19 protein-coding genes are annotated in these 23,233 nt (G+C 36.4%); 1 reads left to right on the top strand and 18 read right to left on the bottom strand.

The genetic code is table 11. From position 1 onward, the window contains the following. The 18 genes from EGT34_RS18595 to EGT34_RS18510 all read right to left on the bottom strand — a co-directional run bounded on the left by EGT34_RS18595 (position 1) and on the right by EGT34_RS18510 (position 21,697). A complete protein-coding gene (locus EGT34_RS18595; protein WP_000972583.1) occupies positions 1–954 on the bottom strand; it encodes a M15 family metallopeptidase in 954 nt (317 codons plus the stop codon). Positions 955–961: 7 nt separating this feature from the next. Further along, positions 962–1,564, bottom strand: a complete 603-nt coding sequence (locus EGT34_RS18590) for a hypothetical protein (protein WP_000046446.1) — start codon at positions 1,562–1,564, stop codon at positions 962–964. Between the two features lie 12 nt (positions 1,565–1,576). After that, positions 1,577–2,383, bottom strand: a complete 807-nt coding sequence (gene icmH, locus EGT34_RS18585) for a type IVB secretion system protein IcmH/DotU (protein ID WP_000083629.1) — start codon at positions 2,381–2,383, stop codon at positions 1,577–1,579. A 17-nt stretch (positions 2,384–2,400) separates the two neighbouring features. Next, positions 2,401–3,765 carry a type VI secretion system baseplate subunit TssK gene (tssK, locus tag EGT34_RS18580; protein WP_000471450.1) on the bottom strand — a complete coding sequence of 455 codons (1,365 nt, stop codon included), beginning with the start codon at positions 3,763–3,765 and terminating at the stop codon, positions 2,401–2,403. A 16-nt stretch (positions 3,766–3,781) separates the two neighbouring features. Beyond that, a complete protein-coding gene (gene tssA / locus EGT34_RS18575) occupies positions 3,782–4,876 on the bottom strand; it encodes a type VI secretion system protein TssA (protein WP_000020715.1) in 1,095 nt (364 codons plus the stop codon). A 23-nt stretch (positions 4,877–4,899) separates the two neighbouring features. Next, positions 4,900–7,581: a type VI secretion system ATPase TssH gene (gene tssH, locus EGT34_RS18570; RefSeq protein ID WP_086319600.1), complete on the bottom strand. Its 2,682-nt coding sequence runs from the start codon at positions 7,579–7,581 to the stop codon at positions 4,900–4,902. Positions 7,582–7,800: 219 nt separating this feature from the next. Further along, entirely contained in the window at positions 7,801–8,064 is a 264-nt protein-coding gene (locus tag EGT34_RS18565; protein WP_000168111.1) for a PAAR domain-containing protein, read from the bottom strand. Positions 8,065–8,080: 16 nt separating this feature from the next. Then, the gene (locus EGT34_RS18560; RefSeq protein ID WP_001072410.1) at positions 8,081–8,848 is read right to left on the bottom strand and encodes an OmpA family protein; all 768 of its coding nucleotides are present in this window, start codon (positions 8,846–8,848) and stop codon (positions 8,081–8,083) included. Positions 8,849–8,850: 2 nt separating this feature from the next. Then, on the bottom strand, positions 8,851–9,810 hold the full coding sequence (gene tagF, locus EGT34_RS18555; protein WP_000557241.1) for a type VI secretion system-associated protein TagF: 960 nt from the start codon (positions 9,808–9,810) through the stop codon (positions 8,851–8,853). Between the two features lie 37 nt (positions 9,811–9,847). Continuing rightward, positions 9,848–13,672, bottom strand: coding sequence for a type VI secretion system membrane subunit TssM (tssM, locus tag EGT34_RS18550; protein WP_000556909.1), 3,825 nt, complete (start codon positions 13,670–13,672; stop codon positions 9,848–9,850). A 30-nt stretch (positions 13,673–13,702) separates the two neighbouring features. Continuing rightward, on the bottom strand, positions 13,703–15,115 hold the full coding sequence (locus EGT34_RS18545; RefSeq protein WP_000591877.1) for a hypothetical protein: 1,413 nt from the start codon (positions 15,113–15,115) through the stop codon (positions 13,703–13,705). Then, a complete protein-coding gene (tssG, locus tag EGT34_RS18540) occupies positions 15,112–16,110 on the bottom strand; it encodes a type VI secretion system baseplate subunit TssG (RefSeq protein WP_001190388.1) in 999 nt (332 codons plus the stop codon). Before tssG ends, EGT34_RS18545 begins: the two co-directional genes overlap by 4 nt. Next, positions 16,074–17,885 (bottom strand): type VI secretion system baseplate subunit TssF, encoded by a 1,812-nt coding sequence (gene tssF, locus EGT34_RS18535; protein WP_000568823.1) that lies wholly within the window; start codon positions 17,883–17,885, stop codon positions 16,074–16,076. The genes tssG and tssF overlap by 37 nt, the downstream gene beginning before the upstream one ends. A gap of 16 nt (positions 17,886–17,901) precedes the next feature. Further along, a complete protein-coding gene (gene tssE / locus EGT34_RS18530; RefSeq protein ID WP_001047031.1) occupies positions 17,902–18,378 on the bottom strand; it encodes a type VI secretion system baseplate subunit TssE in 477 nt (158 codons plus the stop codon). Between the two features lie 79 nt (positions 18,379–18,457). Next, positions 18,458–18,961: an Hcp family type VI secretion system effector gene (locus EGT34_RS18525; protein ID WP_000653195.1), complete on the bottom strand. Its 504-nt coding sequence runs from the start codon at positions 18,959–18,961 to the stop codon at positions 18,458–18,460. 49 nt (positions 18,962–19,010) lie between these two features. Next, complete coding sequence (tssC, locus tag EGT34_RS18520; protein ID WP_001066523.1) at positions 19,011–20,492, bottom strand: type VI secretion system contractile sheath large subunit; 1,482 nt, start codon at positions 20,490–20,492, stop codon at positions 19,011–19,013. Further along, positions 20,485–20,949, bottom strand: a complete 465-nt coding sequence (gene tssB, locus EGT34_RS18515) for a type VI secretion system contractile sheath small subunit (protein WP_225488920.1) — start codon at positions 20,947–20,949, stop codon at positions 20,485–20,487. The genes tssC and tssB overlap by 8 nt, the downstream gene beginning before the upstream one ends. A gap of 55 nt (positions 20,950–21,004) precedes the next feature. Continuing rightward, positions 21,005–21,697: a hypothetical protein gene (locus EGT34_RS18510; RefSeq protein ID WP_000869712.1), complete on the bottom strand. Its 693-nt coding sequence runs from the start codon at positions 21,695–21,697 to the stop codon at positions 21,005–21,007. Positions 21,698–22,785: 1,088 nt separating this feature from the next. Here EGT34_RS18510 and EGT34_RS18500 point away from each other — a divergent pair. Continuing rightward, entirely contained in the window at positions 22,786–23,187 is a 402-nt protein-coding gene (locus EGT34_RS18500) for a hypothetical protein (RefSeq protein ID WP_000043349.1), read from the top strand. The last annotated feature ends 46 nt before the right edge of the window (positions 23,188–23,233 follow it).

Raw genomic sequence — 23,233 nt, 5'->3', positions numbered from 1 at the left:
TTAACTGATGTCATTTAAGCTTTCAGCAATCAGCTTTTCCGCCATTTCTTGAGTTTTCTTCAAGCCTGGCATTCTATATTCTGTATGGCCATAATCTTGTATAGATTTCCAGCGACCACCCCAGGTAAGCCCGACAGACTCAGCAACTTGCCCATATAGGCGGTAACCCTGCATAGCCCATGGGTCACGTTCAGAAATAACAACTTTACCGTTTCGCTTAAAGGCCACATCTGCCGCTAAACCAAATTGATGATAACTTTGATACCCTTTTGCTCTGGTTGTATTCGGATTGCCTGCCAACATATTTTGACGTGCTGGACTACGATAACCTTCAAGCAAAACAAGTTCATAACCATATTGTTCTTTCATAATTTTAAAGACCATAAGCAAACGCTGCTTATAGCGTGGGTTCATTTTATCCCACTTACGGTTGACTAAACTCGTATCTAAAATCGCACGGCCATCAAAACTTGTATTATCAATTGGTGAAGAATTTATAACACCACTTTCTTGAGAAGCATATTGCTGCTCTAACTGAGTTGCTTCAACAATTGCAGCTTCAATCAGGCTTTCATCTACTTCAGGTGGAGGCGATAATATTTCTCCATTTAATAATGCATAAATTTGCGGATCAGTTTTTTTAAGATACTCGGCTTCAATTCGTGTTGAACTGATTGGGCGAGTAAAAGCAAAAATTAAAATACTGGCAAATAAAAAAAATCCTGCGATTACAATCCACCATTGCTGTAAATGCCAATGTGATTGTAGTTTTTCAGGAGCCGCAGCCTGATTCATTGTTTGAGCAAATTGTCTAACTTGATTTAGCTGCCGACGCCCCTGAGGTAATAAAGATAGAACAAATGTTCTACCCTTATTTCTTAACTCATAAGACATCAAAAATGCTAGCCCTATAGCAAGACAAGCAAAACAAAAGAAAATTAGAAAAATCATCATGACTTAACTAATTCACAGCAAATGGACTTCGTGTAATCTTAATATCAACCGAAGCTTTAGGTGGTTCCACATCAGCCTCTTGTTCAACCGGAGCTTTATTTACCTCAGCGGGTTTGGCTTGAACCACTTTCGTTTGGGTAGCCGGTTTTTGCTGAACTACCTGTAGTTTTGGCTGTACAGGTTTAGCTACAGCCTGTTGCTTAGGCACAACCTGTTCACCTGTTAACTGTGCATCAAAAGGTGAAACGCGTTGTGGGTTAGGTGCGGCCTCTTTATGAGGAGCAGGCTTAAAAATGTTACTTAACTCATTCTCTTTAGGTTGCTCAAAACCATCATGGCTCATCGGATCAGTTTGCTCTTGCTGATCACTTACTGCTTGGTCATGTGCAGAAGAATTAGTCATCAAGACTTGGTCAAGCTCCTGATCTTGATTCGATTTGCTCTCAACACTTGTAGGGTCGGATGAATACGGTTGAGACAAGAACAGGAACAACGAGATACTTACAAAAACACCTGCAATAATACCAATGATGATATAGATTACGGGTGATCTCGACTTTTTTTTATTCGATTGCAAAACTCGAATAGAAGTTGGTTTTTCCTGAGCCATTTCTTTCCATCATCAAGGTAAGTAAATTGTAATATGTGCCTGCTCTTGTGGGGCAGAAATCACATTTTGATAATTAGATAATGCTTTATCATTTTGATTGTTAAGCATAAATCTTAAACCTGCAAAGGTAAGTAATGCAAAAATCAATAAGAAAATCAAAATCCAGAAAAAAGGTAGCTCACGATGGATAATATTTCGTATCTGATCAGGAATTGCCGAGAATGGCGAAAAAGCCACTTTTTTCCCTTTCAGATAATCAATTTCATCGCCTACTCGTGCCACCAAATGGTTAAGGCTTTCAATTGACTCAATTCGGTATTTACCCTGAAAACCTAATAATAAGCAGTAATGGAAGACTTCAAGAGCAGCTAATCGCTCTTTTCCACGACTACGTAGTTGCTCTAAAATTTCGAAGAATTGATAACCCGCTAACTGAGAACCAAACAGACTTAACTGTAATGGGCTAATTAACCAAGAATTTTGTAAATTAAAATAGCTTGGGTCTTGCTGGGTTACGATCGTTTCATCAATTAGCGCACAAAACGCATATTTAGCATCATGAATATCATCAGCTGAAAATTGTAACTTTTTCGCTTGTTGCTCAAATCGATTAAGCAAATCTAGAATTTTTTCACGAAAGCGCTGTGGATCAGCTGGCACATACTGATTTCGAATTAAAAAGATTAAGTAAAAACCATCATGCAATAAATCAATCAGATTAATTGCCTGTAACTTTACTTGGGACTGGCTATTATTATTCCCCCCTGTCCCAATTTGCCCATCGTCAAATAAAGAAGGAGCACCTGTAGATTGTGACATTTTTCTCTCCTTTATCTTTAAGCGTTCATGACCGCAATCAGCTCAATACTGATATCTTGGAATCCAGCCGGAACATAAATACAAATCGTTTCTGAATCCAACATACGTTGATAGAGTTCATGATGCGGTTCGATTTCAAAATAGCTCACACCCGAACGTACTGGAATAGCAGTTGGAACTTGGATTAAGTGATGTAATGGAATTGCTGGTAATGCTGCAACAACACGTTGTTCAACATCTAAAGTACTACCGATTTTAAAACGTAGAGGAACGATTTGAATCAACTCGTGGGTCTGCATCGCGCTACTTGATACAGCAATATAAAGTCTGGTATCTCGAGTAATCTTATCGGTTTCGAGACTTCCCACCCAATATGAAGGGCGAATTTCTTTAAGGGCAATACTGATGTAACGACTCGAAATAATCGTATCGAGTAAATCACGTAAAATTGTGTCGAGCTGGGTGAAGCTCTCTTGCAAATTATGATGTTTATATGCAGGCAACTGATCAACTTCATAAGCTGTCGAGAAAGTTAATAATGAACCTGCCAAACGTAGCAATTCAAAGAATAAGCGTTCCGGATGAATTTGCGGATATTGCAAGAAATGGCTCAGACCAGCATGAGCAGTATTTAAAGCATTTACCAACCAAAACGAAACGATATCACCTGAACGGAATTCAATTAATTTCTGCTCATTTTCTCGGTTATTGGTTTGAATCGTTTTAATTTTTGCCTTAATAACATTCAAGGTTCTTTTTAAATTTGAAACCAAGGTCTCAGATGCATCGACATGCAAAATGGGCGGAATAAATTTGCGGTCAATTTCAAAAGCACCTGAACTCTGACGTTTAATTTTGCCTATTGGCAAATATAGGAAACCATCTAAATTATGATCAGGATTACTATGTGCATCTAATAATTTAAACACAGCTCGACGACGTAATAAGCTGATATCAGCCTCTGTCGCGTTTGTGAACAGATCATGGGTCTCAACCAAATGTGATTGATAGCGCCCCTTTTGTGATTGATTTTGATCGATTAAATTTTGTTTATTGGCTTGTAATACTGGTAATGCCAAATAGATGACCATCTCACCACGTAAATTAAGCTCATCAAGCAAAATAGGTTCAGGTAATAAATCATAAGCAGGCGCTTGATATATTTCACCGTCTTGCCAAATCATTTCTACCGATTCAAGTGCAAGAATATGCGTACTTAACTGTGCTTCATCAAAACTAAGTTTTTGAACGCCATAGGAAAATGGCACAACAGCACGAACCGTGTGATTTAAACGTTGTTCATGATAGGTATCTTGAATCTGGAAATGTTGAGGTCTTAAAAATAAACCTTCGCCCCACAGGACTTTTTCAGCTTTAAACATATCTCTTTACCAATCTTTATTCATATTCATTTTTAGGTTGAACACCTAACATTTCCTGAACCATTTGTAATGGATGCTCATCTTTAATCACTTGTGCTAACCATTCATGCAGCGGCATTTGGCTCCATTTAATGGTCTTTTGGAGCATATAGCTCACAGGACTATGTGGCTCATTTGCTTGAAAATAATCAGCTATTTCTTGCAGCACTTTCATTGCTTGCTCGCGATTGGCCAAGTGAGTTTGTGCTTGTGGCTGAAACATAGGCTGGTCTGATACGATTTGTACAGGCACTTGATTTTCCATAGACGGTGTCGTGATGACAGCGGCCTGTTCTTGGCTCGGCGCAAGCCCAGTACCAAAAGCCTCTGCTTTGTAAATTTTACGTAAAGTGCTGTGTATTGTTTCAAATGCAGAATCAATTGCAGCAAAACTCGGTGAATCTAATCCCATTAAATGGTCGAGTGTCTGTTTTAAAACATTCCACTCCGTTAAAACCGAAGTAAACTCTTGATAATTTGAGTATTGAAAGGTTTTAGAGGTATTAAAGATCGCTTGATCAAATTGTTCTAATTCAGATGGACCTGACTGACTCTCGTACTCTTCTGTTTGCTTACGGCGTATATTTTCGTGATATAGAAAATTATCATAATCAAGCAAGTTATAATAAGGAGCTGTGTTGGTTAAAGGTACTTTCTTCAACAGCATTGGCAATTGATTAATAAGACCTTGTAATAAACCAATACGCTGATCCAAATCATCATCTTCAATAATCGGATGAATATCCTGCCAATATTGGTTCAGCATGGTATGAGTTAAAGTGATTCCCTTTACCATGCCTTCAAAACCATTTAGATGAGTCCAGGCTTCTATTACCCAAGTTAATAGACGGATATCTTTGGTTTTTTCAATGAGCAAAGTGCTTACACTCTTCGCAACAAAATCCCAATCTGCCTGTTTCCGTTCAGCAACCCAATCCCCCTGATCTAATAATAAATCATCCTGTGTTCTGGCTTTCTTTATCTCGTGAAATTCATTAGAAAATGAATAATCCTCACCACAAAGCAAGCTGTCATTAATGGGTTTAAGTAGTTCAGAAATATCAATACTCATCTAATTTTGGCTCTATTAAATTTTTAAACTTCTGATTTCAACTTTTTACTAGTCCGTTTTTTAACAGGCTTCGCCACAGGATCTAGTAAATATTGGATCTCGTCATCTTTCGCATCAATCATGATCAATTTCGGCAATTTTTGATCTGCTAACGCCACTAAAATTTCAGTTGCCAAAGCAGGTAAAACTGTAGAATTTAAGATGTTATCAACATTACGGGCGCCACTATCCACTTCAGTACAACGGCTGAGTAGCAACTCGACCAAGTCATCTGAATATTGAACTTCCGTTCCATATTGTTTTTCAATTCGAGCAGTAATTTTGCCCAATTTATGTTTAATAATTCGAACCAATAAATCATCATGCAATGGGAAATATGGCACAACTCTCATACGCCCTAAAAAGGCTGGCTTAAACTGTTTATATAAACTCGGCTTTAAATGTTCGATTAAATCTTCTGCGGTAGGCCATTCTTCTACAGGCTGATTTAAACATGCCTGCATAATTGCACTCGAGCCCGTATTTGAAGTTAATAAGATTGTCGTGTTTTTAAAATCAATAACGCGCCCTTCACCATCCTCTAAAGTACCTTTATCAAATACTTGATAGAACAACTCCTGAACATCGCTATGTGCTTTTTCAATTTCGTCGAGTAACACAACACTATAAGGATTACGGCGTACAGCTTCAGTTAAAACCCCACCCTGACCATAGCCAACATAGCCTGGAGGTGCACCTTTAAGCGAAGAGACAGTATGTGCTTCTTGATACTCAGACATATTAATCGTGATTAAATGCTGTTCACCGCCATATAACTCATTAGCTAAGGCTAAAGCAGTTTCAGTTTTACCAACCCCACTAGGCCCGACTAAAAGGAACACCCCTTGAGGTTTATTTGGATCTTCTAATTTAGCTTTTGAAGTTTTAATCCCTTGAACTAATTGTGTAAGTGCATAATCTTGCCCCATTACACGCTCACCTAATTTATCTTCAAGCGTTAAAATCTGCTTAATTTCATCATTGACCATTTTCCCAACAGGAATACCTGTCCAATCAGAAATAATTTCATTGATAATCTGAGAGTTTACTCGCTCAAAAACTAACGGCTGTTGTCCCTGAATATCAGCAAGGTCTTTGCGTATTAAATTAATCTGATCGTAGGCTTCAGACTCATTAGAATGGCTCTGCGCTTCTAATTCCTGAATTTTACGAACTAGCTCTAATTCTTTTTGCCATTGTTCCTGAGTCTCTTGGATCTCACTTTGTAATGACTCTAGTTGGTTTTTCAGATTTTCTAATCTTTCATGATGTATTGGAATTTGACGGTGTTCATTTTCCAAAATTTGTTGCTCAAGCTTTAAGTTATGTTCTTGTGCTTTCAATTGATCAAGTTTGACTGGTTGTGCATTTTGGGTCAAAGCTACACGCGCTGCTGCAGTATCAAGAACACTTACTGCTTTGTCTGGGAGTTGACGACCACTAATATAGCGATGAGAGGCATGTACAGCCGTTACAATTGCTTCATCATCAATTTGTAAATTAAAGTGCTTTTGCATTACGGGAATCATTGCACGTAGCATATCCACAGCAACTTCTTCGGTCGGTTCTTCAACTTTTACCACCTGAAAACGGCGGCTCAATGCAGCATCTTTCTCAAAATACTGTTTATATTCTGCCCATGTTGTTGCAGCAATAGTACGTAACTCGCCACGAGCAAGTGCAGGTTTTAAAAGATTGGCAGCATCGTTTTGCCCCGCTTGTCCACCTGCTCCAATGAGCGTATGCGCTTCATCAATAAATAAAATAATAGGATGAGCCGATGATTGGACTTCTTGAATAACTTGCTTTAAACGGTTTTCAAATTCACCTTTAACACTTGCACCAGCTTGCAAAAGCCCCATATCTAAAACGTGCAAATGAACATTTTTTAATGCTTCAGGAACTAAACCTTGAGCAATTTTTAAAGCCAACCCTTCAACTATAGCTGTTTTACCTACACCTGGCTCACCAGTTAAAATTGGGTTGTTCTGACGTCTACGCATTAAAATATCGAGCATCAAACGAACTTCATATTCACGCCCAATAACAGGGTCAATCCCACCATTCTTCGCTTTTTCAGTTAAATTAATTGTATATTGATCTAAAGCAGGTGTTTTTTGAGTTTTTGCAGTTGGAGTCGCGGCTTGTTCTAACTCATCTGCTTGTGAAGATGTTTTTGATTCTTCTTGTTGTTCTACACTTTTTTCACAAATTTCGAGAAACTTATGTTTCATTGAGTCTATCGGGAAGAGATCAAATAAACTCGAAGCTCTTGTTGCAATTTGATAGAGGTCTGGTGCAGTTAATAATGCAACCAATAAATGACCACTACGAATGACAGGATTTTGTTCTGCTGAAGCCAATAACCAAGCTTGTTCAAATAAACGAACAATTGATTTAGCAAAAATTGGAGTACGTGTATTACCTTTTGGTAATTGAGAGATTGTTTCTTTTAAATCATCTGCTAAAGCATCGGCTGAGATTTTATATTTTTTTAATAAAATTTTTAAATCGTTTTCTAAAGGCTGATTAAGTAACTCTAAAAATAAATGTTCAATTTCAATTTCGTAGTTTTGCTGAAGAACACAAGCATTAGCAGATTTTTCTAAAGCAGTGCGTGCAGCTGTAGAAAGTTTTGTAATTAAAATTTTTAAACTACTCATCATTACTCTCAATATTTTTAAATAATTTAATACTTAAAATCATAATGCCCGTATATTACCAAAATTTAGCTTTATCCGACAAATAACCCAGCATTACAATCATTAATATGATTTATTCGATTTCTTATATCTAAATAAAAAATCTAATACCATTTAAGATCATTTAATTAGTACACATATCTTTTTAACTTAAACATTTAAGAAAAAAAAATATACCCTCTGCTACCCTTGATTAACCAAACTTTGTTTCGGTAATAATTTACAGCCACACGATAATGAATCATTTACTCTTGCAGCTGCTTTTCCCATCACTTGCATATTTGGGTCACCGGAAACAATCGTAGAAACCGTTTTATGCGCCGGACAAGTTGCTTTATCACCTACACATGCAATTGCGATTCCATCAATTAAAAATGCACTATTACCAGAAATGACTTGCCCTCCACCTGTCGTTGGGCATCCAATCGTAATGTAAGGGCTAGCCATATTCTTCTCCTTATCCCTATAAAACGGTGAACTCAATTCGGCGGTTTTTCTTTCTACCTTCCGCAGAAGTATTGTCCGCTACAGGCTTAGATGAACCTAAACCCTCGGTAGATAAATGATCAGCAGGAATATTCTTACTAATTAAATAATTTTTAACTGCCAAAGCTCGATCTTGGCTGAGTTTTAAGTTTTTGGTCGCATCACCAGAACTATCGGTATGCCCCACAATTTTGACTTTTTTCCCGCCCACTTTATTTAAAGCAACAGCCATTTCATCAAGAATTTTTTGCCCAGCTTCAGTTAATACTGCACTACCAGATTCAAATTCAATAATTCGATTTTTTAAAGCATCATCAATAATCTTCTGCTCAGCCTGATTTACAGAAAGCTGGGAAAATAATTGATATGGAGGCTGTACCAAACTCTGAAAAGACTGAATGGTTGGCTGTATTTCTGTCGGATTTAGCATTTTCCCGGTCAGTTCAAATCGGGTTCCATTAACACTTAACTTACCCTGAGAAACTTTTTTAAGATCAGGTGTAATCACTCGTGTGACAGAGTCACTCCATCCATTTGGAGCGGCAACTGGTCGAACTTGTATTTTATCGACAACTTGATCTGCACCATAAACAGACTGCATTTTCATTAAAATAGCCTGTTTACTTGCTTCATTTGGCACTACACCTTCTACAACTATAGGCTGTGCTAAAGCATAATTCGCAATTGCATATATAAAACAGCCTTTTATAAGTTGTGAAAGTTTAATTTGATATTTTTGATTCATTGTTATTCACCCAAAAAAGTCTGTCTAAATAGTTTTAAACCTTGATTTAAACTTAATTGGCGTTGACATAAAGATTGTTCTAGCGTTGCTAAACCAGCATTCTGTTCCAAATAAGTATCAATCCATTGAGCTTGTATTAAAGAAACCCAATGTTTGCTATCCATATTCTGAGTAAAAATATCGCTAAGAGCTAAAATATCAGCACCCTGAAAACCAAAGAATAATACCGGCTGCTCCCGATGTAACAACCCAATTAATACTTCGGTATTATGCTGTTTTAAAAAACGACAAATAATACTGACCCAGAATGCCGCTATTTCATAACAATAAGCAGGATTATTAATCGGTAGAATCAAGACTTTATTTAAACGGCTAGTTCCATTTTGTAAAATTGGTTGTAGTAGTAATCCTAAACCAATCATACTTTGAGCTAACTCATAAATACTTAGCTTCATTAACTGAGCAAATGAATGCATGGTATGATTTTCATAAAAACCTACACATTCACGTTCAGATAAAACCTGAATTTGATTTGGTAAATGATTTAGCTTACCAAATAATAAATCAGAATCTTTAATCCCTCTTAATGCACGATTATTTTGAAATAAATCAACTAAGACATGCTTATAGCTATAAGGTGCATATAGTAAATTTTCATATGGCAAATCAATCTCAAGTAAATGACTGAGTACCATCGGAAAAGCTCGGCCTGAACTGTCTTCGCTCGCCAACAAATTAGCCGCCAAGAACATGTTCTCTTGTGGATTTGCAATAAAGAAATCCAATGAAGGCAACTTACTATATGCCTCTTTGAACATATTTGACTGCATTGCATATTCCAATGCTTCTGTTATCCACTGATCAAGTACCTGTATTAAGGCATATTGACCTTTTGTCTTTAAGAAATCACCACGCGCAGGGCTTTTCCCGTAATACAGAGGAGTTGTTTTTAATGTATGCATCAATGCTCCTCCTTGAATGTAGAGGTTAGTTTCCATGTCATGGCTTAACTCCCGCAGCAGGTTGTGCTAGTGCAGAAACTGGATTTTCAGTTTTGGCAGGAGCAGCAGCCTGAGCTGGTGCTTGCTGTGCGGATACAACGCGAGCAGCTTTATCCGCAGTTACTTTATCAACCAGTTGCATACCAGAGTAGCCACGGCTTGAACCGATACTTCCTGAATTACTACTAATAAGACGGAAGTTCATTTTCACAAAGAGTGATGGATCTGTCTTACTGCGCCAAAGCATTTCAAAACCACCGTTTTGCTCTTTACGCTGTGCACTATCGATTAAACGGTTAATCCCGTATTCGCCTGGTTCATCAAAAATGGTATGTGTTTGACCTTGTAAATCTACAGCCGTAATACGAGCACCCGGAATACTGCCTTGATTTGGCCAAATAAAGTTAACCCATTGCTGTACCCCATTTTCATAAGTCATACGCTGACCATCAATATCAACGGTATATGAAAGTAACTGCGGGTTTTGAATTGGATAGAGCTGGAAGTTAGACTGATTGGTTGCCGGAGCAGCTGGTGCTTGGCTATTTAACTCACCTGTTGCCATTCCATTTGTAGGTGCGACATAGCGTTGGAAGTTCATGACAAATTGTGGGTTTAAACTAATCCCCAAATCTTTCCATGTTTTTGAGGTTAAGGTATAACCACGGCGGATAACAAACGGATCTAAACTCTCTTTAACAAAACGGGAAATACTGCCGTTTTCACCAAGAATTTGTCCAATTTCACTACTTGTTGCTTGTAAAGAAGCTGATGAGTTAAATGGATATTTCTTAGCAAGATTTGCAGTAAATGGTTGATAAGCTTGCATTACCCATAGCTTATTAATTTCATCTTGAGTAGGTGTAATTAAACTTTCAAAGGCTTGGGTAAGTGGACTCACCACTAATTTTTGTAGAAGTTGCTGATCAATTTCACTGAAACCAACCGCCATCTTTTCATCTACAATTTTTTGAGTCTGGTTAAATACCGATGTCTGCTCATTTAAAGTTTGCTTAACCAATGTCATCGCATTCGGTCCGATCTCACCCGCATTCTTAAGTTCATTAAACTTACTACGTACTAAGGCAAGATTCGTCATATATTCATCAAGCAAAGATTTACCTTGCTGATCATCACGTTTACGAACCAATTGATAGAACATTTGATATTCTTGAGAAATAGGCCCTTGAGCATTCGTTACAGCCTGATTTGCTAATTGTTTATCATCATGGTTTAAAACCTTACGTTTAAACCATGCAATAAATCCTTTTTGAGGTGCTGCTAACTCGGCTTGAACGACCGGATTATCCCAATTTGTTTCAATGGCTACGCGTTCAATAAGTGTGCGAATTGGTGAATTTTGTGGTTCGCCCAATACATCAATATTTTTAACTTGCTGAGCAAACTGAGTTGCTTTTGCATAGTGAATACCACTTAAGAATTTTCTCCACTCTGCAATATATTCTTGTTTATACAATGCAGTAAGCTGCTTTCTAATTTGCTCTGGACTACCAGAGAAAGTTAAATCATCAGATTGACGGCTATTAAGCACCCAGTCTTTAGTATCCGTAGGTTTGTCTGCTGCTTCCTCAATTGCTTTTTCTACATACTCGTTCCAAGCTTTTTGAGTAAATACCCCTGGTAATGCATAACTACCCAATACAATATTTTTATTTGCGTCACCAACAATCTGGCTCACAGTTAAAGCTGGGAAGCGCACAGCAGCACGCATTTTAATTTCATTATAAACACGGTCACGTGCTGGCATACCTCTAATAACAGAGAGCAATACTTGACGTGTCTGATCTACAAGTTGAGAGTCAGCATCCAAGATCGGGAATTGTTTATCATTTGCCAATGTCATTGCATAAGATAAGATCTGCTCAGCTTCTTGAATCATATCTGCACGTGGCATCTGCCCTTTATTGGCATCAAGCCAAGAACGCCAGAAACGCGTTACCTGATCACTTAAGTGACTCGCATCCATATACTGTGGATTGCTCATCATTAAATATGCTTTTAAAGCATTATAAGCATCTTGAGGGTTGGTATCCGAAGGCTCCAAATATTGCTGAGTTTGAGCAGTTTGCTTGATCTCAACATTGGTATGATTTGCTTTTAAAGTTGCTTCGTTATTTTTTACACGTTGCAAATACTGAGCAATATTTTGCTGTGTAGGTATCAAAACAATTTGCTTAACACCTTTTAAATATTCAGCTTTTAATTTTTCACGTAGCTCATTACCTTGATATAAACCAAAACTAAATTTTAGTGGTCTATTTTCATCAAATTCGTCTAACTGTTGTAGACGTCTTTGCAAGATAAGTAAGGCCTCTAATTGAGTCGACAATTGTTGACCTGAACTCTTTTCCAATTGAACAACTTTATTTAAATCAGCTTGAACTTCGGCAATAAGTTGTTGATTGTTACGATATGACCAAACCCACACACCTAGAATAATGGATACGCCAGCTAAAGCACCAATAAATGCAATATAACGCTGACGCTTTTTGCTTGTATTGACATGCTGTTTAACCAGATCTTTATCTTTTAAAATGACATCTGAAAACAAGCCTTTTAAGAAATAACCATGGTTAGGCGTTATTTTTAGCTGATCTTTTACTTCACTTTGAGCAATTTGGGAAAGCTGGAATTCCTGTGCAATTTGCTCAGTCATTGGACTTTCTATTACGCCTTCTTGCAAAGCACTCGTGAAATAAAACCCGCGGAAAACTGGTTGGAACTGGTAAGGGTTATCTTCAAACAGTGTCGCAATAAAACTTTTTAATGCAGGTTTTAATGTCTTAAATTCTAATGGGAAAGTCATCACACTAGGTGAGATATTTTGAGAATGTCGACGGCTAAGATGAGTTGAACTGACCCCTTTTAAACCGTCATAAAGAATATTGTAGTGTTTCTCAAAAAGATCTACGGCATTATGAGAAGAGTTTTGCTCATATGGTAGTGTTGCGCCCCACGCCTGATTATATTCTTGTGCTTCATAGAATTCGAAAAATTCGGTAAAACCCGCGATCAAATCCATTTTTGAAAAGACTAGATATACAGGTACAACCACTTCTAAACGTTCGGTTAAATCCTGAATACGAGCGCGTAAATTTTTCGCAAGCTTTAATGAGTGTTCAGGACTCTGACTAACAAGCTCAGCAATACTAACAATAAGAATTAAACCATTTACTGGAGCCTTAGAACGGTTCTTCTTTAAGATATTTAAAAAGCCTAACCATTCAGAGTGATCTTCACTATAGACCGAATAACGTCCAGCAGTGTCGAGTAAAATACCCTCAGTCGAAAAAAACCAGTCACAATTACGCGTACCGCTTAAACCAGCCGAAACCATTTTTTGATGGGTTTCTTCAAAAGGAAACTTTAAACCAGAATTATAGATCGCAGAACTTTTACCAGCAGCCGGGTTACCAATGACCATATACCATGGCAACTCATATAGTGCTGCGTTCCCCTTTTTATCGCCTAGCTTTGACTTACGAATCAATTGAATAGATTCTTTCATTTGTTGGCTAATAAGTTGCAGCTCTTCTTTATCTTTATTTTTGCCGTACTCTGCTTGTGTATCCTTTTCAATCGCTTGCGCAAGTTCTTCACCTTGGACAGCATGCTTTTTACGCTGAATTAGCCAATAAATTCCATAAGCGATGAGCCCTAAAGCATATGCAGATGCTAAAGCCCAAAATATATGGCGAGGAATTGAAGTATAGGAAGACATCAATGCCACGAACAATGACAAGGCGATAATTGCTTTAGGATTCGTGATGTACTGCCACAAGTAGCCTAAAATTGTATGCATTCTATTCTCGTTCTAAGTTCAAAGTTTAAATTAGCTATTCAACACCATCGCATCATCTTCTGAATTTTCAGTGACACTCTGCACAAATGTATGTGCTGACACTGTATTTTCTCCAAAGACAAAAGGAACGATATGTTCAGGAAAATGCATACTGAGCATAAAGCCATAAATATCAACTAAATGCTGGGTATGCCCCAATGAAGATTTCACATAAATATAGTGATGTGGTTCAACAGATGTTTGTGCAAACTGCTGTTGTAATTGCTTCGATGCTTTTATATCTGTCTGATCTGAAAGAATAAGTACATATGGCTCATCTCCCTCATACTGCTGTAATTCATTTAAGTTCAGCGTATGAAGAACTTTGGCTGCTTTTTCTTGGCCCACCACAATTTTTAAGTTTTTAGCTGGTTCGAGTTCTTCGATTTTTAATGATGGGTCCGCAAGGAGGCAGCTTGCAGCAAATTCAGCCGGAATATAATCTTTGACCATCCATGATTTTTCATCAATAAGATCTTGATCAATCTCTGAATCAACAGCCAGCATGAGAAATACCTCATGCTCTTTCTTTTGAATGCGTTTTAATAAATGAATAAATTCTTGATAAGCTACACGCTCACCCAAAAAATGATATTCGATATGAACTTTTTGGGAAATAATACCAATCTCAGTAAAAAACTCTAAAATCAGATCATTACTTTGCTCATCATTCCAAACATGTAATAAATCTTCTGGAAGAAAAATATGCAAATTCAGTCGATTTAAACGGTGTACTTCAACTACTGGTGTTTCCGCATCTTCATATTCGCTATTTGGATCGACCCAAGCAGGATGCATATGATATTCACGGATCTGATGAGACTCATAAAATAAAATTGAGCGCTTTAAATGTTCAGCCAAGCGATACAAATTCTCTATATTTTGTTCTAGTTGTTGTCTGATTAAAGACATGATACGAACTTGTCTTGGTGAAGCAGTGTATTGAATATCTTCATCATTTGTCTCAGCTAAATCTTTAATTCGATAAGATAAAAGAGGCAATCCATACGAATTCAACAATTGCTCATCAAGCTCGGGGCTTTTAAAATTTTGTATTTCTTCAATAATAGTTTCATTCTCGCCTAGGGCATGTATGGCAAAAGCGGAATATACATTAAAATCCAGCTGTTCTAGAGGTTGTTCAATTGCAGCAGATGGTTTTTGACTATCATCATCTTGACTTTGATTTGCAGCCTGCTCTTTCTTTTCTTTATAGCTTTTATAAGCACTAGAAATTAACCAAGGTGATAAGATCACCAAAGTAATGATTGCTGGTAATAATAAAAAATAAAGGAAAAAGTCGATTTTATTTGGGTTATATTGAACATCACGCCAGTAGAAAATGATAATTCCACTAACAACTGTAAAAATAGCGATGAATGAGAGTAATATTTTTTTAATCATATTCGCTCTCCTATAAGGCTATAACATGTTTCATCGTTATGTGTATTAGGCTTACGAGACATTAAAAAAGCGCCTTGCCCTAAGCCACTTTCTTGGCCTTGAGTTAAGCGAACAGGTTGTATTTCAGACTCATCCAATATCAATCTTAAATCTATCGATAAAGTTGGACTGCACCAGGTTTCTACGATTTTTTTGAGCTTTAAGCTAAGCTCTTGATGAGGTAAAAATTTTAAATATTGCTGACGCTTAAGCGGTCCTATTTGAATCTCAATTTTTCCATCAATTTGTTGAATCGTTTCCCCACAAAATGTGTTAATACCAAGTAAGCTCGGTTGACTTCCACCCAAAGTGGTTAGCTGATCATCCGCTAACTTAAACGATTCCTGTACAAACTCTTTAATTGTAATTTCATGCTTAAAAATACAACTCAACATCGTCTTTAAAGCATGAACCGTATTATTTTGCCCTTGCATTAGGCCTGAAAATTCAGCGAAATATTCATCCAAGTCTTGTTGCTGATGTTGTGAGCGAACATAGCCATTCAATGCATGAAGAATATCCAAATAATCATTTTTATTTTCAATTTCATAGCGCACAGGCAAGTGATAAGTAATACTTGACTCTACATACTGACTGGTCAACTTATGATTAAATAAGCTTAAAAACTCTTTCGTTTCAGCGCGTTGTTGCCTTGGAGCCTGCTTAATTTTATTTGTATATGTATAAGGTAATGCACCTTGTATACCGGTAAGACCAACGATCAGGTTTGTTAAATGAACACGCTCATCTACTAATTCTAAACTTTCAATTTCAGTGGCCGGAAAGTTTAAGTTAAATGAGGTCTCAAATTTAAAATGGTCAGACCATGACAAAGCTGCGTCATTGGCAGGCATATGACGCAATAAACGTGTTGCTTGAATAAACTCAAAAGACTTAGGGCGTTGAAACAACTCAGCCGTTATAGAAGAGTCTTGCCACCAACGTTCTGACTGCATTGGTATAACTCCTGCTGAGATGAATAATCCTTAACCACCAAATCAACAAAACTATTAATTTGAACCTTTAAATTAAAAACACGACTTAATAGTTGACTAAAAATATATAAGCTATGCCCTCTAAATACGGATGAATCAATTTGTAATTCAGCTTTTACCCCTCTCACAAACATTGGAAATGGTTTGCCATCTACAAGTTTATGGGTAAGCGAAAATTCTAATTTTTTAATTGATTCTATAATTAAATAATTTTCTTTTGACTGCGGTAAGTTATATAAAGCCAACAGCTCTTTAACATGAGAAACAGCATCCCCTTTCATAAGCGCCAAGCTATTTAATGAAAGATGCGAGATCACACGCCACTGTTCACTTTGGCCTTGTTCAAACTTATAGGGCTTGGTAGGTCGTTTTAAAACAATGGCACGTCTCGCCAAGCTACTATCATTTAAATTTAATACGTTATTAGACTGACCCAGTGCTTCATGAGGTAAATCACGGTTTGAACATAATAATTTAGTGCTAATAAAATCTGAGCGCGTTGAAAATGGATTTAAATTTTTAGAAATAATGGAATAGCCCATTTCAACGAAATTGGACTGTAACTTTTGATAGTTTACTGAGTAAAAAAAGCGAGCTGTATCATTGTGGTAATGGCTCATCGCAAAAAACGGCAAAACAGGAACATAGCTTTCTTCCTGATTTGTTTTTTCACGCACCATATTCATCTCAAGTATTGAATATACCTGATAAAACTCAGGATGATGTGCATCTGTAACTAAAGGATATTCTAATTGCTTGTGAACTATCTTCTGAGGTTCAGCATATTTTTCAAATAAATTAATTACTGGGGTAGTAAATAATTTAAAGTTTGCAATATTTAGCTCAGAATAGTTTCTAACAACAGCTTGATCATTTAAGTTTAATTTGAAATGAATTAAAAGCTCAAATTCGGATACATGCTGAGGTATTCGCCTTAAAAAATCCAAATCGAGCTTAAGATAACTAAACTTTTCCGGGAAACAAAAGTATTCCATTAACAAACGATAAGCATGATGAGTATGTTGATCAAGGGGTAATAAACTTTCTTGTTCTGCAAAACCAATCAATTCAAATGGATTCTTGCTCAATTCTACAATTGTTTGTCCATATTTAACCGCAAAACTGGTTCCTTTTTTGAAAATACTATCAAGGACCTGTAGAGGAAAATTAGAGATAGCATCCAAATAAATAGGAAGCTTCTCATCAGTTAAACAAGCATGAGCATTATTAAAAATTTCAAATTTAAGGCTCAACGTCGCATTTTGATTTAAGTGCATATGTGCACTAGGTGTAGTTTTAAAATCTAAACCACTTAAATGAATAGGCAGTAATTTAACATCTTGAGTTGTATTAAACTCACACTGTACTCCTTTGAAACTACGAGATTTCAAAACCGTATGATGAGGTACAAGATGAGGTTCTGTAAGCTGTTTAATCTTATTAATATCTTCAAAACTAACAACTGAACACGCAGGAAAATGTCGTAAGTATTGAGGAAACATCACCTCAAATAAAGAACGAGTAAAAACGTCGTAACTGTCTGTTAGTTTTTTATCGATTCGAGCAGCAATCAGCGAAAAAGCCTGAATCAGACGTTCAATATGTGGGTCATCAATTTGCTCTTGATTTAAAGATAAGCGCTGAGCAATTTTTGGATATTTTTGGGCAAATTCCCGAGATTGTTGACCAAATTCTTGTAATTGTTTTTCATAAAACGGTAAAAGCTCTTCTATCACAACACACCCACTACGCTTAAGTTCTTGCTGAAATTACATATTGCTGCGTTGTTGGTTTTAACAATGCATCAAATACAACAGGTTCATATAAGGGGTGAATATTTAGATAAGCCTGAATACTTAAACATAATGCGCCCATATTATGTCCATCTAATAACATCTCTACCCGTATTTGTCTTAGCCGAGGTTCATGAGCTGCTATTGATTGCTCAATGGATTGGCAAATTTTATCCCGATCCAGAGGGTTGGCTGTAGAAAGTCCCACAAAATCAATAATCCCGAACTGAAGTATCGATTTTTTTACAAGTGGATAGTCATCAATCACATGATCTAACTTTGCTACCCGACTATTGAGCAAATCTTCTAAATCCTTTGCTACAGATTCTCTTAATTGCTGAATAGAAAGACCTTTTGCATAATCTTCACTTTCTGGAATTAAGCGATCAAATAAAGTTGAACGAAATCCGTATGGATAAAGCCGATCTAAGTTCATTCGAGTTCACAACAAAGTATATTTAAAGACAGCAGAGGCTAACTTTATGTCAGCCTCCACCAAATATTCACTTAAATAATTACGCTGCGTAAGAAGCTGTATTATTAGAAAGTGACCATTTCTTAGTAACAGCACCTTTAGCAGTACCGTTAATATCTTGTTGGTTATAAGTCCACTCAACAGCAGCATATTTCAAACCGAATGCTTCTGTAGGAACGCCTTCTTCGTTAACAGTTGGAGTCACACTAGAAACTAAAACGTGCTTCAATTTGATTTGTAAGTACTTGATACGTTTATCGCCATTTGCACGATAGAAGTCGATTTGTACTTCATCAAATGTATAACCAGCTGAACAAGCTTCCCATAATTTAGGGCTAGTTGCGTCTAAGTCTTTCACGAAAACCATGTCAGAATGTTCAACACGTTCAGCAGTGTGGCCGCCTACACTACTTGAAGTAGCAGATTTAGGTTGACGGATGTTATGAGACCAAGAGTTAACTTCTAACCAACCTTTGTGCTCAGAATCACGAGATTCTCCATCAACTTTATATTTACCGCGAAACTCAACGTATATATCTTTCATTTAGAACTTTCCTATTTTTAATTTAAAGTTATTCTTTAGCTGACCTTGATTAATTTGAGGACTGAGGTAACTCAGTGACAAGTCGTAAAGAAACCGACAACTCATCCAGCTGGAAATGTGGTCGCAAGAAAACCACAGATTTGTAGTGACCTGGTTGAGCAGGATCTTCTACAACTTTTACAGACGCTTCACGTAACGGGTATTGAGCTTTTGCTTCTTGAGAAGCACCATCGTCAAGTAAGACATACTGTGACAACCACTCATTTAAGAATGCTTCAACATTTCCAGCAGAAGCAAAGCTACCCACTTTATCTCGCATCATTGCTTTTAAGTAATGTGCAATACGTGAAACAGCCATGATGTACTGAATCTGACTTGATAAAGCCGAGTTTGCATTGGCTGTATCATTGTCATATTTTTTAGGTTTTTGAGTTGATTGCGCGCCAAAGAAAGCTGCGTAATCTGTATTTTTACAATGTACTAACGGAATGAAGCCTAGATCGCTTAACTCTTTTTCACGGCGATCCGTGATTGCAATTTCAGTTGGACACTTGAATACCACTTCGCCATCTTGTGTTTTAAAAGTATGTACTGGCAAGCCTTCAACTAAACCACCACCTTCAACACCGCGAATAGCAGCACACCAACCATGCATATCAAATGCATTTGTTAAGCGAGTACCAAAAGCATAAGCTGCATTCATCCACAAATATTCATTGTGGTTTTCACCAGAAACATCTTCAATAAAATTAAAGCCTTCTGTCGCAGTACCTTCTTTTGGATGATATGGGAGACGACCCAAGACATGAGGCAAAGTCAATGCAACATAACGTGAGTCTTCACTATCACGGAACGAACGCCATTGAACATATTCAGCGGTTTCAAAGATTTTTGAAACATCTCTAGGACGATCAATATCTGTAAATGATTCAAGGCCTAAAATGCTCGGACTAGCAGCTGAAATAAATGGTGCATGTGCTGCCGCTGCAACATGAGAGATTTGCTCAAGCAAATACATATCAGATGGAGTACGATCAAACTCAAAATCACCAATTAATGCTGAGTATGGTGCACCACCAAAAGAACCGTATTCTTCTTCGTAGATTTTCTTAAACAAAGTGCTTTGATCAAAGTCTGTAGCACCTTGGAAATCTTTTACCAACTCTTTCTTGGTCGTATTAAGCATACGAATTTTAATGAGCGGATTTGAAGGCGTTTCCTGACAAAAGTAATAAAGACCACGCCAAGTTGACTCAATTTTTTGGAATTGTTCATTGTGCATGATCTGACTTAACTGCTTTGAAATCAGAGCATCAATTTCTGCAATACGCTTATCAATTGATAAAGTCATATTTTCAGAAACAGTAATGGTCCCTGCCATTACTTCTTTAGCAAGCTCACCAATTAAGCTTTTAGCACGAGAATGTTCTTCTTCATTTCGTGCAATACGACTTTGTTCAACAATCGAATCTAAAAGATTAACTTCTTCATTTTCAACAAGTGGCATTGCTGCTGATTGAGTATTATTCATGATCGGCCTCCGCACTTAATTTACGGATTTGATCAGTATTTTTAAGAACCTCATCAAGCAGATCTTCTAAACGCTCACTGTTTGAAATTTTGTTTCTTAAATCGGTTAAACGCTCACGCGCCTCAACCAATTTCTTTAATGGATCAACTTGCTGTACAACATTTTCCGGGCGAAAATCTTCCATTGACTTAAACGTTAAATCAACAGCCATTTTACCGCCTTCTTCTGTCAACGTATTGTCTACTTGAAAAGCAGCTCTTGGAGACAGAGATTCCATTACTTCATCAATATTATCTAAATCGACATTAATGAATTTTTTATCTTTTAATTTTGTACGCTCAAGCTCAGATGCAGCTGAAAAATCACCCATTACACCTACAACGAATGGTAGTTCTTTCGCTTCTTTCGCATCACCAATTTCGACATCATATGTAAGCTGAACACGTGGAGGTCGAATTCGCTGAAGCTTCTTTTATACGCTTTCTCTCTTAGCCATAAGATTCTATTCCGGATTATTTAATTAAAGGGTCAAAAGGCGAACTTTTTGATTTATTGACAGTGGCTGCAGGTGCAGTTTTAGGTTTTACTGCGGTGGCCTTTGCTGGACTTACTACTCGTTTATTTGATGTTCTAGAAGTACTCACTTTATTACGCGTTGCGTACTGTTTTTTATAACTTCTTTTTTCATTATCAGTTGAACTGCTTTCCGAGTTGTTAGTTTTGAAACTCGAAGGATCAGGAGCTGGCATTGCAGTATGAATATTTTCAACTAACTGCTTTGCAGGAGGATATGTTATGTCATTCGTTAAATATCGCATTTCCTGATTACGCATTTGTTGCAATGAATTATTTGCAATGCTCACACCAGATAAAAATAAGACATCTGTGATTAATGAACCGCGTATATTTTGACTTTGCAATTGACTTGCTAAATTCAATGCTTTAACTGGTTGATTGGTTTGATAAAACCGCATAGCAGCTTTAGCTAATAAATCATTTTTTTGAGTTGTATTATCACTATCACAAACTTGTTTAAAAATATTCAATAGCTCAGGGTCATTTTGGCCTTCTGCTAGAGGATTCTTCTTAATACAACTTTTTTTAAGTTTTACAGGCTCTAGTTCTGCTGCTTGAGCATATGATAGACCGATAATGTTTCCAGTCAAAAAAAGTATCAAAATACTTCGTTTCAACACAACTTTCATTCCTCTGTTTTCTTATTTATTCAAGGCCTTACCGAAAAGTTAATATTTTTAGAATATTAAAAAATCAGTATAAAAACCTTATATTCAAAAAATTTAGTCGCAGTTTAACATATAAATAAACATATTTTATATAAAAAACATATTAACTTAAACTAAAAGCCAATAGTTAAGATGCCTATAAAATATAGCTTAATAAAGTTTTTCTTATAAAAAAATAATATTGTTAATTTTTGTAAATAAAAATAAATTATTGATTTTTATTACTTTATTTAAAAATTAAACTAAATTAAAAATTGATTTAAATATCATAAGATTAGGCATTATGAAACATTTTCTTAAGAATATTTAATTATAAAGGGCATCTAAGTTAATCCTATTTGATTAGTATCGATACAGCCCACTTTACAAAAAGACAGGCCCTACATAAAGTCCATAAAATTGTCAAGACTAATCTGTCTACCTATCATATTTTTTTAAAATTAATTTAATGCTTCCTTAGCACTAAAAAACATACTTTCCCTACATAACCATAACTTTTCTATATTTTTTGCTTAAACATGGCTTTAGATAAAAATTACAAGTAATTATTTTTGGTTCTTGTAATGGCTCAGACCAAGAGAAGTTTATTCAACCTAAATTTTATTTTCTCAAAAATTGTAGTTCTTAACTTTATAGCTCATATGAATTACCAATTTTTTCAAAGAAATTAATACTACCCATCAGTATCCAAAATATCTGGCTATTTTGGCTGATATAGATACCCTCATAGCTATAAAAAAAGCAATATTTTTAATCTGCGAATTAATCATGACTTGAATAACAAATAGATTAGTTCATTTATGTTGCTTTATATAAAAAGTACATTGTTGGCAATGATTAGCGGCTGCTTGAGCGCTAATATAAATCAAATCAATTCATCGATTGATTACATAGGTTAAGATTGTTAGAAGAGAATATGGTCTGAAATATTAATCGATAAATTTTATTTAGTACTGTCTGTACATCACAATTCCACTATTAACATACTTTTTTAATTGCAGCTTTGCTCTGCTTACTTTCACTCATTCCCGTTTTAAAGGAGAAAACCCATGTCTAAACAAATGGATCAGGCCATTCAAAGTGTCATTGACTTACATGTTTTGATCGAAAATGTTTTTACAGGTCAAAATGCAGAACAAAGTCTCACACCACTTTTAAACAGTTTTGATCAAAATTTTAAGATGGTTACGGTTCAAGGTCAGAGTATTGGTTTAGCCGAAGTTAAGAACTTATTTAGTCAAAATATTGGAAAAAAGCCCTCTTTAAAAATCACTATTCTTAAAAGCACAGCCTTATACGAATTTGAAAATTACTGTTGCGTGCAATATCAGGAATATCAGCAAACTGATGAAACCGAGACAGTACGGACTTCCACAGCCTGCATTAAAGTAGAAGACGAAAAATGTTATTGGGTTTATTTGCATGAAACTTTAGTTCCCTCATCTTCTTAACTCATCTAGAGCACCTTAAAGATGGCACCTATTTTGCTTAACAATA

It is taken from the genome of Acinetobacter sp. FDAARGOS_558, from assembly GCF_003937785.1.
GTDB classification, from domain to species: domain Bacteria; phylum Pseudomonadota; class Gammaproteobacteria; order Pseudomonadales; family Moraxellaceae; genus Acinetobacter; species Acinetobacter baumannii.
This window is presented reverse-complemented; position numbering and strand designations above follow the sequence as displayed.

Coding starts and splice junctions, on each gene's coding strand:
- EGT34_RS18560 (WP_001072410.1), bottom strand. CDS start 8,848: ATGAATCAAAAATATCAAATTAAACTTTCACAACTTATAAAAGGCTGT.
- tssC (WP_001066523.1), bottom strand. CDS start 20,492: ATGAATAATACTCAATCAGCAGCAATGCCACTTGTTGAAAATGAAGAA.
- tssM (WP_000556909.1), bottom strand. CDS start 13,672: ATGCATACAATTTTAGGCTACTTGTGGCAGTACATCACGAATCCTAAA.
- EGT34_RS18565 (WP_000168111.1), bottom strand. CDS start 8,064: ATGGCTAGCCCTTACATTACGATTGGATGCCCAACGACAGGTGGAGGG.
- EGT34_RS18500 (WP_000043349.1), top strand. CDS start 22,786: ATGTCTAAACAAATGGATCAGGCCATTCAAAGTGTCATTGACTTACAT.
- tssH (WP_086319600.1), bottom strand. CDS start 7,581: ATGATGAGTAGTTTAAAAATTTTAATTACAAAACTTTCTACAGCTGCA.
- tssG (WP_001190388.1), bottom strand. CDS start 16,110: ATGCAGTCAGAACGTTGGTGGCAAGACTCTTCTATAACGGCTGAGTTG.
- icmH (WP_000083629.1), bottom strand. CDS start 2,383: ATGTCACAATCTACAGGTGCTCCTTCTTTATTTGACGATGGGCAAATT.
- EGT34_RS18525 (WP_000653195.1), bottom strand. CDS start 18,961: ATGAAAGATATATACGTTGAGTTTCGCGGTAAATATAAAGTTGATGGA.
- tssA (WP_000020715.1), bottom strand. CDS start 4,876: ATGAGTATTGATATTTCTGAACTACTTAAACCCATTAATGACAGCTTG.
- EGT34_RS18590 (WP_000046446.1), bottom strand. CDS start 1,564: ATGGCTCAGGAAAAACCAACTTCTATTCGAGTTTTGCAATCGAATAAA.
- EGT34_RS18545 (WP_000591877.1), bottom strand. CDS start 15,115: ATGATTAAAAAAATATTACTCTCATTCATCGCTATTTTTACAGTTGTT.
- EGT34_RS18510 (WP_000869712.1), bottom strand. CDS start 21,697: ATGAAAGTTGTGTTGAAACGAAGTATTTTGATACTTTTTTTGACTGGA.
- tagF (WP_000557241.1), bottom strand. CDS start 9,810: ATGCATACATTAAAAACAACTCCTCTGTATTACGGGAAAAGCCCTGCG.
- tssK (WP_000471450.1), bottom strand. CDS start 3,765: ATGTTTAAAGCTGAAAAAGTCCTGTGGGGCGAAGGTTTATTTTTAAGA.
- EGT34_RS18595 (WP_000972583.1), bottom strand. CDS start 954: ATGATGATTTTTCTAATTTTCTTTTGTTTTGCTTGTCTTGCTATAGGG.
- tssE (WP_001047031.1), bottom strand. CDS start 18,378: ATGAACTTAGATCGGCTTTATCCATACGGATTTCGTTCAACTTTATTT.